Source organism: Candidatus Koribacter versatilis Ellin345 (genome assembly GCF_000014005.1).
Taxonomy (GTDB): Bacteria; Acidobacteriota; Terriglobia; order Terriglobales; family Acidobacteriaceae; genus Korobacter; species Korobacter versatilis_A.
This window is the reverse complement of record NC_008009.1, coordinates 718,738-732,697: the sequence shown is the minus strand read 5'-3', so window position 1 is coordinate 732,697 and position 13,960 is coordinate 718,738. Positions and strand designations below refer to the sequence as shown.

At 59.2% G+C, this 13,960-nt stretch carries 12 protein-coding genes; 6 read left to right on the top strand and 6 right to left on the bottom strand.

The window, feature by feature from the left end; genetic code table 11:
- Positions 1-144 precede the first annotated feature (144 nt).
- The 6 genes from ACID345_RS03070 to recN all read right to left on the bottom strand — a co-directional run bounded on the left by ACID345_RS03070 (position 145) and on the right by recN (position 8,397).
- Positions 145-1,311, bottom strand: coding sequence for a hypothetical protein (locus ACID345_RS03070; protein ID WP_011521408.1), 1,167 nt, complete (start codon positions 1,309-1,311; stop codon positions 145-147).
- Between the two features lie 51 nt (positions 1,312-1,362).
- Positions 1,363-2,409, bottom strand: a complete 1,047-nt coding sequence (locus tag ACID345_RS03065) for an HPF/RaiA family ribosome-associated protein (protein ID WP_011521407.1) — start codon at positions 2,407-2,409, stop codon at positions 1,363-1,365.
- A 486-nt stretch (positions 2,410-2,895) separates the two neighbouring features.
- Positions 2,896-3,936 carry a 2-oxoacid:ferredoxin oxidoreductase subunit beta gene (locus ACID345_RS03060; protein WP_011521406.1) on the bottom strand — a complete coding sequence of 347 codons (1,041 nt, stop codon included), beginning with the start codon at positions 3,934-3,936 and terminating at the stop codon, positions 2,896-2,898.
- Entirely contained in the window at positions 3,936-5,765 is a 1,830-nt protein-coding gene (locus tag ACID345_RS03055; RefSeq protein WP_011521405.1) for a 2-oxoacid:acceptor oxidoreductase subunit alpha, read from the bottom strand. The genes ACID345_RS03060 and ACID345_RS03055 overlap by 1 nt, the downstream gene beginning before the upstream one ends.
- Positions 5,766-5,896: 131 nt before the next feature.
- A complete protein-coding gene (locus ACID345_RS03050) occupies positions 5,897-6,517 on the bottom strand; it encodes a type IV toxin-antitoxin system AbiEi family antitoxin domain-containing protein (protein WP_011521404.1) in 621 nt (206 codons plus the stop codon).
- 194 nt (positions 6,518-6,711) lie between these two features.
- Positions 6,712-8,397 carry a DNA repair protein RecN gene (gene recN, locus ACID345_RS03045; RefSeq protein WP_041855390.1) on the bottom strand — a complete coding sequence of 562 codons (1,686 nt, stop codon included), beginning with the start codon at positions 8,395-8,397 and terminating at the stop codon, positions 6,712-6,714.
- Positions 8,398-8,660: 263 nt separating this feature from the next.
- Here recN and ACID345_RS03040 point away from each other — a divergent pair, with 263 nt between their 5' ends.
- The 6 genes from ACID345_RS03040 to ACID345_RS03015 all read left to right on the top strand — a co-directional run bounded on the left by ACID345_RS03040 (position 8,661) and on the right by ACID345_RS03015 (position 13,918).
- Positions 8,661-9,368 carry a MotA/TolQ/ExbB proton channel family protein gene (locus ACID345_RS03040; RefSeq protein ID WP_011521402.1) on the top strand — a complete coding sequence of 236 codons (708 nt, stop codon included), beginning with the start codon at positions 8,661-8,663 and terminating at the stop codon, positions 9,366-9,368.
- A complete protein-coding gene (locus ACID345_RS03035; protein WP_011521401.1) occupies positions 9,369-9,800 on the top strand; it encodes an ExbD/TolR family protein in 432 nt (143 codons plus the stop codon).
- Positions 9,784-10,587 (top strand): cell envelope integrity protein TolA, encoded by an 804-nt coding sequence (locus ACID345_RS03030; RefSeq protein WP_011521400.1) that lies wholly within the window; start codon positions 9,784-9,786, stop codon positions 10,585-10,587. Before ACID345_RS03035 ends, ACID345_RS03030 begins: the two co-directional genes overlap by 17 nt.
- Positions 10,588-10,699: 112 nt before the next feature.
- Positions 10,700-12,028 carry a Tol-Pal system beta propeller repeat protein TolB gene (gene tolB, locus ACID345_RS03025; protein ID WP_148209998.1) on the top strand — a complete coding sequence of 443 codons (1,329 nt, stop codon included), beginning with the start codon at positions 10,700-10,702 and terminating at the stop codon, positions 12,026-12,028.
- A gap of 131 nt (positions 12,029-12,159) precedes the next feature.
- Positions 12,160-12,900, top strand: a complete 741-nt coding sequence (gene pal, locus ACID345_RS03020) for a peptidoglycan-associated lipoprotein Pal (protein WP_228370727.1) — start codon at positions 12,160-12,162, stop codon at positions 12,898-12,900.
- A 133-nt stretch (positions 12,901-13,033) separates the two neighbouring features.
- The gene (locus ACID345_RS03015; RefSeq protein ID WP_011521397.1) at positions 13,034-13,918 is read left to right on the top strand and encodes a tetratricopeptide repeat protein; all 885 of its coding nucleotides are present in this window, start codon (positions 13,034-13,036) and stop codon (positions 13,916-13,918) included.
- Positions 13,919-13,960: the final 42 nt, after the last annotated feature.

The following is a 13,960-nucleotide window of genomic DNA, read 5'->3' as shown; positions in this document are numbered from 1 at the left end:
GGTTTGATATTCTGGAATTAGGTAGCAAGTTGAGTGGGCCTAGCGTCCACATGCCCTCGGGGCAGCAGAGTTCTTTGAAAACTGAATATTTTGGAGTCGGCAAAGGCGCGGGTGGCCCCGCGCCTCGGCGAAAAAATCGTCAGTCTATACCGCGAGCTTCATCGACGTGTTCTGGTCCGCCCGGAACCGCAGCAGTGCCGCGATTCTTCCTACGCGGTCCAGTTCACCGTTGGCCGGCAGGTAGTGAAGATCGATTCCCGCGGCCATCGCGCGTGCCAGCAACGGATCGGCAACATCCTCAATCGCAATCGTCGGGTTCCCGCACACCCCGCATGAATGCGACATGTTGATGTCGATGTGGTTGCAGTTGGTGCACTGTACTCCCGGCGCCGCAAACTTATCTTCGAGCAGCAGCGTCTGCACCTCGCCCATCTCCAGCGAGCGAAGAACGCGACGCAAGCCGAGCGCACCTCGACCGTTGCGTCCGGCTTCACCGATCACCTCGCGCAGCAAGTCGAGTTTTTTGCGGCCGTCATCCTCGGCGAGCAGATAGTCAACTTTCTCCTTCACCTCGGCGGGCAAAACAACTTTCGCATCCACCCGGAAGTGGCCGACCAGGCGATCGAGCGTGTACTTGTGCAGGTTCGGCTTGATCTCCGACCAGATTTCGTCGCGGCACCCGATCGCTACGCGTTCGATACCGCTGCGTTGCGTGTACGCAAGCAGAAAGTCGGCGACGGTTTTGAAGTGCGCCATCGCATCGTTCAACTCGCGGCGCTCGGCGTGGCCGCCGTCATAACCGGCGAATCCGTCGCTCTTCCCTTTCCGCGGAAGGCCGGTGAAGAAATCCTGCTTCTCCACGATCTTCTCGTCGGCGAGTTCGAAGATGCGCGCCTTGGTGCGGTCAATCGCTGCCACCAGCACGCGCGGCTTGGCTTCGAGCAACGGCGCCAGCGGCTTGAGATGGAAGCGTGAGTTCACCACCAGCTGCGTTCTGGTGAGCATCGGCGGCAAATCGTATTCGCGCCAGATGCCGCGGTGATAACAGGCGAAGATCGCCTTCGCCTGCCGGCTGTTTCCCTGGAATTGGTCGGCCATGCCGAGAATGCGTTCGAGGTCCTGCCGCGCGCAGTCATTTCGGCCGTGCTTCTCAGATTCCGCGAGTGCCGATCGCACCAGGTCCTTGACCAGGATTGCTTCGTGGCGATGGGATTTATCGAGTGGGAGGGCAGGCTGGTAGTAGAACGTGAGGGCGCAACCCTCAGGAGAATAGATTTCCGATATCTCGCGAATTTCGTCCCGCGTGATCATTCCTTCAGTCTCCTGTTTTTACCGTGAAGGCCTTGTTGTTTTATGTTTTTGTTAGGCCGTTTTGGAGTGTTCGATCAAACGGTCACTCAGCGGATCCCGCACGGGCAAAAACTCTTTCAAGTACTCACGGGCGGAATGCACGCTCTTTCTTACCTCCTCTTCCGGTTTCTGGGTGATGTCTGCAATCTCTTCGACGGTGAAGCCCTCGATGGTGAAAAGAATGAAAGCCTCGCGTTCGTTCCTCCCAGCATCGCGCAACGTGCGTTCGACGAGCGAAATCATCTCGTCCTTCGCCGCGAGGTCTTCGGGCGTGGAAATGTTCTTGTCGAACGTCAGGCTCATTGCCGACAGATCTTCGTCGGGTTGGTGGAACTGGAGCACGTTTTCGTCGCTGCCTTCGCCATCGCGCGAACGGTCGGGCCGGTCCAGTGGAATATTTCCGCCCCCGGAATCGCCGGCTGCGAGCCGATCGATCGCATCGGTGGACAGCCGATAGAGCCATGGCTCGAGGCGCATCTTCTCGGGCCGCTCAAAGGCCTCACTCAACGCGTTGCCGATGGCTTCGTCAATCACTTCGTCAACCGAGATCGAGCCGCGCGCGATCTTCTCATCTTGTTCGCGATGCCGCAGTTCGCGCTGCACGAACCGGCGCAGTCGAGGCAGGTTGGCGTTGATGTAGCTGCTCACATCTTCGTTGGTCACGCTCTCTGGCTTGATCGCTGCGACCGTGTCTTCAAAGGGAACTTCGCTGATCGCATTGCGACCATGTTCCTGTTGTCGTCGCGGCCAGGCGTGCTCGTTGCGCAGCGCACCTTTGTGGCGCGAGATCTGGCCGATGAGGGAATCGAACGCGGCCTTCACCGCGACTGCTGAATTTGGGTTCGCCTGTTCCGCCGCAATGTCGGTCGTCGGGAGCTTGAGGTTCAAGGCGACCACAAACCCCGCTCGTGGCGACTTTTGCAGGACACTGCCATGCAGGCTGACCAGCTCGGGCCGGAATACCTGCAGTCGGCGCTCCAGTTTTTTCAGGTGTAGTTTGACGGTGGATTCGACGTCGGGGGTCTTTTCCAGACCCTTGTAACTGATATGGACGTTCATACCTACCCTCAGCGGAAAAACTGAAACCGCTGCTGCCACGGTTCTTCGTGGGCGAGAATTGTACTCCTAACACAACAGACGTGACGCAACATTCCGCGGTTGCATTTTCAGCTTTGGAATGTGTGCAGAATCAATATTTACCGGCAACAATGCACTGAAATCGAGGCATTGAACTACTACCAAGCAGGCCTGGGACTGAAATTTTCGGTGCGGTTGATCAGCACCGCAAATCAATATCGGCTCACGACTTACACGGACGACAGCGGTGGTCTCGCGCCGAAGGTCGGACTTGAAGCATGAGAGGCGCTCGCTGCGGCTGCAAGGCGATATTGAGAACCTGAATGATCGGCTGATTTGATCAGTTTTGCGGGACTGTTTTCAGGGACGTCGTTTATGCCGGGGCGGAGTTGTCATGCGCGGATGACGTTTGCGTTCTAAATGAACAAAAGCCTCCGTCGCCGGAGGCTTTGGAATCACGAACACAATTTAGCGATACTCTTCCATGATCGCCTCGAGCGTCGCCTTCGACGGGCGTAGCGTGGACTCCGGCAATTGCGCCAACGGCGTGTCGGTCATGTTCAGGAGATCGAGGAAGCTTGGCGCGTCGGGGTTCACGTAGAAGACGCCGGTGAGCATCTCGCCGGTTTTGTGCGACTCCATGATGCGATGTACGGCGTTGATCTTGTCCTTCGGATCGTAGTCGTGCTCGAGCTTCTTGAGCAGTAGCTTCGAGCCATCGTGCATCTGCACTGCGGTCGTGGTGCCCTCGTCGTAATCCACATTGATTTCTTCGAAGTACGGCACGAAGTTGAGGTCGTGCAGCGGCTCTTCGTGGTCCTTCATGAACTTGTAGGACTTGGTCGAGCCTTCGTGATCGTTGAAGGTCACGCAAGGCGAGATGACGTCGAGCATCGCGGTGCCTTTGTGGGCGATCGCGGCTTTGAGCATGGTGTGGAGCTGCTTCTTGTCGCCGCTGAAGGAGCGGCCGACGAAGGTCGCGCCCATCATGATGGCCAGCGCGCAGGTGTCGATCGGCGGGAGATCGTTGATGACGCCGGTCTTCAGCTTCGAGCCGATATCGGCGGTTGCCGAGAACTGACCCTTGGTGAGGCCGTACACGCCGTTGTCCTCAATGATGTAGATCATTGGGATGTTGCGGCGCATGAGGTGCACGAACTGGCCCATACCGATGGAAGCGGTGTCGCCATCACCGGAGATGCCGATCGCCATCATCTTCTGGTTCGCCAGCACCGCGCCGGTGGTAACGGCGGGCATGCGCCCGTGCACGGAATTGAAGCTGAACGAGCGCGACATGAAGTACGCGGGCGTCTTCGAGGAGCAGCCGATGCCGCTCATCTTGATGATTTCCTCGGGCTGAACGCCCATTTCGTACATCGCGTCAATGATGCGCTCGCTGATCGCGTTGTGGCCGCAACCGGCGCAGAGCGTGGTTTTGCCGCCGCGATAGTCGAGTACGGTGAGGCCGATGTGGTTGGTCTTGGGTTGTGGCGCGGAAGTTGTCGCCATTACTTCACCTCCTGCGCCAGGATCGCGTCAGTGACGGACCGAGCATCAATGGGGAGCCCGTTATAGTGGCGCACGCTGCGGAGCTTGGTTACGTGCTCCGGTTTGATATCGAGTTTGAGCAAGTCGAACATCTGGTGATCGCGGTTCTGGTCAACCACGTACACGCGATCATGGCGCGCGATGTAGTCGTGCACTTCCTCGCCGAAGGGGAAGCCCTTCAGCCGCAGGTAGTCAAGGCCGACGCCGTACTCTTTCAGCAACTGCGAGAGCGATTCGACGATCGCGTGATGAGAAGTGCCGTAGGCGATGATTCCGACCTTGCCGCCATCCTGCACGATGTCGGCTTGCGGTACGAGCTTGCGCGCGGTAGCGAACTTACGCGCCAGACGGTCCATGTTGTTGACGTAATCGTCGGGACGTTCGGTGTACTGCGACTTCTCGTTGTGACCGCTACCACGCGCGAACCATGCAGCTTGCGGATGCTTCGTGCCGGGCACGGTGCGATAGGGAATGCCGTCGCCGTCTACGTCTTTGTAGCGTGCGAAGCCGCCGAGCTGGGTCAGTTGTTCGGCAGACAGGACCTTGCCGCGTTTCAACGGCTGGGTGGGATACGCGAACGGCTCGCTCATCCAGTTGTTCATGCCGAGATCGAGATCGCTCATTACGAATACCGGCGTCTGCAAGGTTTCCGCGAGATCGAATGCGGCCCCAGCGAACTCGAAGCACTCGGCCACCGAGTGTGGGAACAGCATCGGATGACGAGCATCGCCATGCGAGAGATTCGCGACCTTCATGATGTCGCCTTGTGCGGTGCGGGTCGGGAGGCCGGTGGAAGGCCCGACGCGCTGCACGTCCCAGATCACGGCGGGCACTTCGACGTAATATCCGAGGCCGGTGAATTCACCCATCAGGCTGATGCCGGGGCCGGCGGTCGCGGTCATGGCGCGGGCGCCCATCCATCCGCCGCCGAGCACCATGCCGACTGCGGCGAGTTCATCTTCCGCTTGCACGATGGCGAAGGTCGCTTTGCCGTCGGCATCGAGACGGTGCTCTTTCATGTATTCAATCAGGTTCTCAACCAGCGACGACGACGGCGTGATCGGATACCAGGTCACGACGCTCACGCCCGCGAACATCGCACCAAGCGCGGCGGCGGCGTTGCCGTCAATGATGATCTGTCCCTCGGTCTTGTTCATCCTCTCGATCTTGAACGGGTCCTGCTTCGGCAGATTTTGCACGGCGTAATCGTGGCCGGCCTGCGCGGCGTTCCAGTTGAGATCGGCGGCCTTGACCTTGGTCGCGAACTGCCTGCGGATTGCCTTCTCGACTTCCTTCATGTCGAGTGCGAGCAGCTTCGCCATCACGCCGACATAGATCATGTTCTTGACGAGCTTGCGGAGTTTGGCTTCCTTGCAGACCTCGGCGACGATCTTGTCGAAGGCGACGGCGTAGAAGGTCACATCGCTGCGCAGGTCTTTCAGGTTCAGCGGCTCGTCATAGAGAACGGCGGCGCCAGGCTCCAGGGCGAGGACGTCTTCCTTCGCCGTCTCAGGGTTCATCGCGACGACGAAATCAATTTCCTTCTTGCGCGCGACGAATCCGTCTTTGCTGGCGCGAATGGTGTACCAGGTCGGCAGGCCGGCGATGTTCGACGGGAAGAGGTTTTTGCCCGACACGGGCACGCCCATCTGGAAGATGGTGCGGAGGAGAACAGTGTTTGCCGATTGCGATCCTGAACCGTTGACCGTCGCGACCTGAATGCTGAAGTCGTTTACGACGGGCGTTCGCTGCGCCTCGAGCGACGGCGCAGTCACTTCTGTTGTTGCCATGTAGTTCCTTTGCGATCTTTCCCCACTGCGGGATAGTTCAATTATACGGCGGCTGGGAACTAGGGTTTAGGCATGAGGGCTGAATGGGAGACATCGGGCGGTGAGCGGGGAAATAGCGGAGTAAAAGGGACTTAGGTGGGGGAACCGGAACGGCCGGCAGCGAAGTCGGCGAGCAAGTCCTTGATCTGCTGCTGGACGGGCTTGGGATATTTCAGAGAGTAGTCGAGCAGCTTGCCGCGATCAATCTGGGAGATTTCGAATTCGTCGGTGTCGGCGGGCTGGCCGTTTTGGCGTGCGAGGTAGATCCAGTCGAGGATGGCTTTCTCGGGATTGGCGACTTTGTATGAGCCGTAGAGGGTGCGCTTTTCGTGGAAACCCCAGAAGAGTTTCGGGGAGATATGTTTGTAGACGACTGCGAAGGACTTGGAACGAAATTCGCCACGTCTGCCAGTAGTGATGCACGTCAGATATTTCGGCGACTGGGTGGAGACACCGGATTCTCGTAGCACGCTTTCGAGAGACAGGTAGGCATCGGGCCGAAACTGGTTGATGAGTTCTCTTCCCGAAGTGTCGCGCGAAGTTCGGATCAAGAAAATACCTTTTCCGAGGTGCTCAACCAAGCCGCGCTGCTCCTGGCGCAGCAAGCCTTGTCGCGCCACATCGACATCGACGCCGACTTCCGCAGCGACCTGATCGAGTTCGAGGACAGCGGCTTCGCGGGATTTCTCCGTCACGAACTTTGCCCAATCCATGGCTAGTCCTCCAGCCAATCGGCCAGAACCGTGGCGACCGTGGCTGCGTCCTTTTCCGCGAATCCGCGGGTCTCGTAATGCGCTTGGCGATCCCCAAGTTTCATAACGAAATACTAGCATAAACACTAGTATTTCGATTTATGAATAATTTTTAAATCGAAAAAGCGGCGGAAATGGGATGTTTTCCGTTTATATCAGCCGTTCGCCTTCAACATCTGTTCGGCGTGTTTTAGCGAGGTTTCGGTAAGTTTGGCGCCGCTTAGCATGCGGGCGATTTCTTCGGTGCGGTCTTCGAGGTCGAGGGGGCGGACGGTGGTTTTGGTGCGGCCCGAGGCTTCTTTCTTCTCGATCAGGTAGTGGTGGTCGGCGAAGGAGGCGATTTGCGGGAGGTGGGTGATACAGAGGACCTGCTTGGTTTTGGAGAGGGCTTTGAGTTTCTTGCCGACGGCTTCGGCGGCGCGGCCACCGATGCCGGTATCGATTTCATCGAAGACCAGGGTGCGCTGGTGGGCGGGGTCTTTCTTGCTGCGTGATTTGCCGGCCTCGACGCTGGCTTTGAGCGCGAGCATGACGCGTGAGAGTTCGCCACCGCTGGCGATCTGCTCGACGGGGCCGAGCGGTTCGCCGGGGTTGGCGGAGATCATGTAGGCCACCTGGTCGAAGCCGCTGGCGGTCCAGTTCGATTCTTCGTCGGTGCCACCGATTTCGATCTTGAAGCGGGCTTTCATGGCGAGGTCGTTGACCTCGGTTTCGACCATCTTCTCGAGCTTCTTGGCGGCGTCGTAGCGTTTGCGCGAGAGAGTGCGCGCGGCGTCGAGATAGGCTTCCGCGGCTTTCGCGAGATCTTTCTTCAGGACGCGAAGGACCTCGTCTTTGTTCTCCATCTCGTTGAGCTTGCGCGCGAGGTCGGCACCGTAGGCGATGACTTCGTCGAGAGCTTTGCCGTATTTGCGCTTGAGGCGGTCGAGCAGCGCGAGTCGGTCTTCTATTTCCGCGAGCCGTTCCGGGGAAGCTTGAATGCCTTCGGCATAATCGCGGAGGGAGACGCCGATGTCTTCGATGGTGATCCGGGCGGATTCGACGGCGGCGGCCTGCTCACGAAATTTCTCGTCCAAGCGCGCGAGGTCTTCCAGTTGCTTGGCCGCAGCTTTGAGTTGTTCGGAGGCAGAGCCTTCCGCCTCGTAGAGATGGTCGAAGGCGCCCATGGCGGCGCTGAAGACACGTTCGGAGTTGGCGAGAACGCGCTTTTCAGCTTCGAGCGCCTCGTCTTCGCCTGGCTTCAAATCAGCCTGGTCGATTTCTTCGCGCTGGAACTTCCAGAGGTCGAGGAGGCGCAGGCGGTCCTGTTCGTCGCGCTCGAGGTCGGCGATGCGTGCGGTGATTTCGCGCCACTTCGCGTGGGCTTCGGTCGTCGGGTGTAGGTCCGCGCCGGCATAGGAATCGAGAAGCGCGAGGCGTGAGGCAGGATCGAAGCCGAGGACTGCCGCATTCTGGGCGTGGATCACGGCCAGGTGCGGCGCGAGTTGCTTCAGGACGCTGACGGTTGCAGGCTGATTGTTGATGAACACGCGGCCGCGGCCGTTGGCGGTGATTTCGCGGCGGAGGATGATCTGGTCGCCTTCGGCGTCGAGGCCGTTCTCTTCAAGGACCGGGGCGATTCCGCCGGGCTCTGCCTCGAAAACGGCGGCAACGACGGCTTTGTCGGTGCCGTGGCGAATGACATCCGCCGATGCCTTGTCGCCGAGAAGCAGAGTTAGTGCATCTATCAGGATGGACTTGCCGGCGCCGGTTTCGCCGGTGAGCAGGTTCAGGCCCGGGGCAAACTCCACCACCACGTTGTCAATGACGGCGTAGTTTTCGACCCGCAGTTCCAGGAGCACGCGAATACCCTTGTTTCTCGCGCAGGATAGCACGAGACTGCCCCACCAAGCGCAACAACGGCGTTCGACGGGAGTGAACCAGAAACGTCCACAACAAATCACTGCGAATCCTGCGCTGAAGCCGAGGAATGCGCGTCCAAGTGCATATAATGATCGGTAGCTCTGGCAGGGCGTTCAATCGCTTCTGCATTTGTTCACCCTCGGGCCCAGCGCCCGCTCCGCGACGCGCCAGGCGCCCCAACCGGCGGCCTGACTGATAAAAGATGGCAATTCACCTACTCGCTTTTGCCCAATCCGGCGAGCTCACCAGTCTCTTTAGCAATACTGGACTGGTCGCCCGCGCGGTCCTCCTTATCCTCATGTTGTTCAGCTTGTTCTCGTGGTCCATTGTCGTGGCGAAGTGGTCGCTGTTCCGCCGCGCCAAAGTCCAGAGTGGCCGTTTCGTGCGTGCGTTCCGCAAAGCGCAGCGCATGCAGGACGTCGCTGCCGTGGCCGAGCAATTCAAGCCGAGCCCGCTGGTGTCTGTCTTTGAAGGCGCTTACGAAGAGTTGCGCCGCCAGGGGCCGCGCCTGAACGTCACATCGATCCAGCGATCGACGCAGATCGCTGCCAGCGAAGAACTCACCCGCCTGGAACGCCGCTTGCCTTGGCTTGCAACGACGGGCGCGGTCACGCCGTTCATCGGGCTGTTCGGTACGGTGTGGGGCATCATTGATGCCTTCCACGGTCTGGGTGACGCGGGCGCTGCAACGTTGCGCGCCGTCGCACCGGGTATTTCGGAAGCGTTGATTACGACTGCCGCGGGCTTGTTTGCAGCAGTTCCGGCCGTAATCTTCTACAACATGTACATGAACAACATCCGCGAGTTTGGCGCGCGCATGGACGACTTCAGTCTCGAACTGCTCAACACGGTGGAGCGCGGCTCGAACGCGCCGGCGCCGCAACGCGGTGTCGAGGTGGTGGAGCGCTAGATGGCTTTCACTAACTCACAAGGCCGCACGCAGAGTTCGCTGTCGGATATCAATGTCACGCCGTTCGTGGACGTGGTGCTCGTGCTGCTCATCATGTTCATGGTCACCGCGCCAGTGCTGCAGTCAGGCATTGATGTTGCGGTGCCGAAGACGAAGACGGTCAAAGAGATCACGGAAGAACGGCTGGTCATTTCGATCGATAAGCAACAGCGGGTGTACTTCGGCAACGAGCCGGTCAACATTCACGACATTCCGCAGAAGATCCGCGAGAAGATTCGCGATCCGCGCGGGCAAGCGATTTTCCTGCGCGCCGACGAGAGCGTTCCTTTCGGTGCTTTTGCGACCGTGATGGACGCGGTGAAGCAGTCAGGCGTGAGCAACGTCAGTATCGTTACGCAGCCATTAAGCGAGAAGAATGGCAGTACGCGCTGAAATTTTCGAAGAGCATGAACGCTGGGCGCCGTCGCTGGTGGCGTCCACGGTGATGCACGTCGGTTTGACGGCGGTGATCGTGTTCACGGGATGGGCGAATTTCCATCATCCCGGCGAGAACTGGGGTGGCGACACCTCGGGCGGTGGCGGCGCGATGAGCGCAACGCTGGTCAGTGCGATTCCATTGCCGCGTCCCGTGGAAGAAACCCAGAATGTGCTGGCGAACGACTCGAAAGGACTGACGCAAACTACGCCAGCGGTGAAAGAAACGCCGCCGCCGGAGGCGATTGCGATCCCGGACAAGCAAGCGAAAACAAAGCCGCAGAAAGCGCCTCCTGCACCGCGCGACGTGAAGAAGCCTAAACCGGTGGAAGAAGCGAAGAACAACGAGATCCCCTACGGTGAAGGCGGTCCGGCCAGTGCGATGTACAGCAACGCCGGTACGAATTTCGCGATGGGCACCACTAAGGGCGGGATTTCGGTTGGGCAGGGTGGGGATTTCGGCAATCATTACGCCTATTACGTGGACGCAGTGCGGCGGAAAATCACCGAGAACTGGCTACGTTATGAAATCGATCCGCATACACCTCCGGGCAAGCGGACCTACATCACATTCGACATCAACCGTGATGGCAGCCCGTCGAACATACGGGTAGAGCAGTCGAGTGGAATCCCGTCGCTGGATATCTCGGCGACGCGCGCTTTGCAGCGCATTGATACCTTTGGGCCGTTGCCCGGCGGTTACTCGGGCAACAAAGTTTCCGTAGAGTTCTATTTTGAGCGATAGAATCGTGCGCAATTCGTAGCTTCGATTGCGCCCCTCAGTCACATGAATTCGCGTTTCGCTGTACGCTTCTATAGCTCTGCGCCGCGTGGGTTCAGACTCGTTAAAGGACGGCATGGGTTTCGGAATGCTCAGAAAGCTCTTTCTTCCAGCACTACTTTTGATCGCCAGCCTGCCGCTCACGGCGCAGACCGATTGGATCAAGACCGGCACTAACCTCGGCGTCGAGAAGGTGCGGCTTGCGGTTCCCGACTTCAAGGCCGGACAGGGCAGCGAGTCGCTGTCTGCTGCGTTCGACCAAACGCTGTGGAACGACCTTTACCAGGCGGGACTGTTCGACCTCGTCTCCAAGAGCTTCAACCCTACGCAGGCGCCTGGACAGCCATCAGAGGTGGAATTGAACACGTGGGGGGCGCCGCCACCGAACGCGAGCATGCTGGCCTTCGGCAACATCAACGTGGCGAACAACGAAGTCACGGTGCAGGGCTGGCTCTACGACGTGAAGAACCCGCAGACGCCGCAGGTGCTGGGTAAGCAGTATAAGAACGGCGCAACCGTCGAGAACACGCGTCTGATCGCGCACAAGTTTGCCGATGAAATCATCTTCCGGCTTGGCGGCGGTATCCAGGGCATCGCGGAATCGAAGATCTACTTCATCAGCACCCGGACGGGGCACAAAGAAATTTGGGCCATGGATTACGACGGCTCAAACCAGAAGCCGATTACACACCTTGGCTCCATCGTTCTGTCGCCGCGGGCTTCACCGGATGGCGCGCGTGTAGCGTATTCGTGGATGACCAACGGCTGGGAGATCGGCATCTACTCCACGGAACTGGGACGTTCTGTAAACTTTGCCCGGCTGGGCGGCACGAACTCCGCGCCTGCTTTCTCCGGCGACGGCAACAGGCTGGCGTTCTCTTCTTCACGGAGTGGCGACCCCGAGATCTACACCTCGGACATCAGCGGCGCAAACTTGAAGCGCCTGACCAACGTGAAAGGCCCCGACACGTCACCAACGTGGAACCCCAAGACGAACGCGCAGATTGCCTTCGTCAGTGGACGCACCGGGCTTCCGCAGATTTACACCATGGATGTGGACGGCTCGAACGTAATCAAGATGACCGACCAGGGTTATGCCATTTCACCCTCGTGGTCACCGAACGGCCAGTTCCTGGTTTTCGCGTGGACGCGCCACTATGGCCCGGGCGCGCCGGGTGCGCAGGACATCTACATCATGGACGTCGCCAGCCATCAGTGGGTACAGCTCACGCACGACGGCGGCCGGAACGACTTTCCCTCGTGGGCGCCGGATGGGCGACACGTCGTGTTCCAATCGAGTAGGTCGGGACGCGAGGAAATTTGGAGCATGCTTGCCGACGGGAGTCAGCAGACACAGCTCACCAATTCGGGTGCGAACAGCATGCCGAACTGGAGTTCGAAATAGCGGCACGAAAATGACTTTTCGGCAGAAATACCCCGGCAGCGCTCTCCGCTGGGGTACTCTGGATGCACTACCCAGGTTGCGGGCATGGCCCGCGTAACGAAGGCCAACGACCTTCGGAATTGGAGGAGTAAGTGAATCGCAACTGCATGAAGTGGGCCATGATGGTCGTCGTGCTCGCGATGATGATTGTGGGATCTGCCTGCTCAAACAAGAAGCCGACTCCACCGCCCGCGGCCCCGCCACCGCCGCCAGCTCCGGCGCCAACCGCCACCATTACGGCGAACCCGAATACGGTCAACGCCGGCCAGCCGACTACTTTGACCTGGCAGACCACCAACGCCACTGACGTCACCATTGATGTCCTTGGCTCGGTCGATCCGAATGGTTCGAAGCAGGTCACGCCAGTTGAGTCCACTACGTATCATCTCGTAGCTAAGGGCTCGGGTGGCACGCAGGATGCAACTGCGCGGGTGACGGTATCAGGGGGCGGCGCATCGCAACCCGATGAAATCAGCCTCAGCGATCAGCAGGCGTTTGCGAAGTACGTGAAGGACATTTACTACGATTACGATGCCTACACGGTACGCGCGGCTGACCAGGCGGTGTTGCAGGCGAATGCCAACTTCTTCAAGCAGCATCCGAACATTCACTTCACCATCGAGGGCCATTGCGACGAGCGTGGTTCGACCGAGTACAACCTCGCACTCGGCGACAACCGTGCCTCGGCCGCAAAGAACGCCATTGTTCAGGCGGGCATTCCTGCGTCGAGCGTTCGCACCATCAGCTACGGCAAGGAAAAGCCCTTCTGTACCGAGAGCAACGAACAGTGCTGGCAGCAGAACCGCCGCGCACATTTCGTGATCTCGAAGTAGTTTTCACGCGGCGAGCGGTCCGGCCTCATAGGGAACGGATTGCCCGTCGCGTTTTACTTTCTGGGCCGTCGAACTGACGTAACATAGCTAGTTACTCCGAAGCAGCACTTCGGCATCTAACATAGGCATTGCCATGCGAATTCGACACGTAGTTCTCGGATCGGCGCTTGTCGCCGTCACGTTCCTGCCGGCGCCCTCGTTTGGCGTCAGCAAAGAAATCATCCAGCTGCAAACGCAGGTCCAGCAGTTGCAGGACCAGATGACGGCGATGTCGACTACGTTCAATGAGCGGATGGGCGTGATCCGCAACCTCATTGAACAAAGCACCGACAACATGAACAAGATGACGCAGCAGATGGACACGCTCACGCGCACCCTGCAGCAACAGCAGCAGGACGGCGGCAACAAGGCCGACCAGTTGAGCGGGCAGATCCAGTCGCTGCATGATTCGGTGGACGAGCTCAAGGCGCGCGTCGCGGCGTTGTCGAAGAAGCTCGACGACATGTCGCAACAGAGCCAGAACCTGAATGCCAACGCCGGCAATATGCCCAATAACGGCGGAGGCAATGGAGGTGGCGGCGGCGGGGCACCGGTGGCGAATCAAGCGCCTCCGGCTGACGTCCTCTACAACAACGCTCTTCGCGACTACAACGCCGGCAAATACGACCTCGCCAGCGGTGAGTTTGGCGACTTCATGAAGTTCTACGCTGATAACGATCTCGCCGGGAACGCACAGTTCTACATCGCCGACATCGAATATCGGCAAGGAAACTTCGACAACGCGGTGAAGGACTACGACAAGGTTCTCGAGCAGTACCCGAGCGGCAATAAAGCGCCGGCTGCGCAGCTAAAGAAAGGCTTTGCGTTGCTGGAACTCGGACAAAAGGATGCGGGTGTGCGCGAACTCCGCTCGCTGATCAATCGCTATCCGCGTTCGATCGAGGCCCAGCAGGCACGCGACCGTCTGGCACGACTCAGCGGCGGCGCGGCTCCGGCCACCAAGAGGAAGCCGTCTTAGTCGGGACTCGGTAGAAATGCAGACGCCTCCCAATCAGGAGGC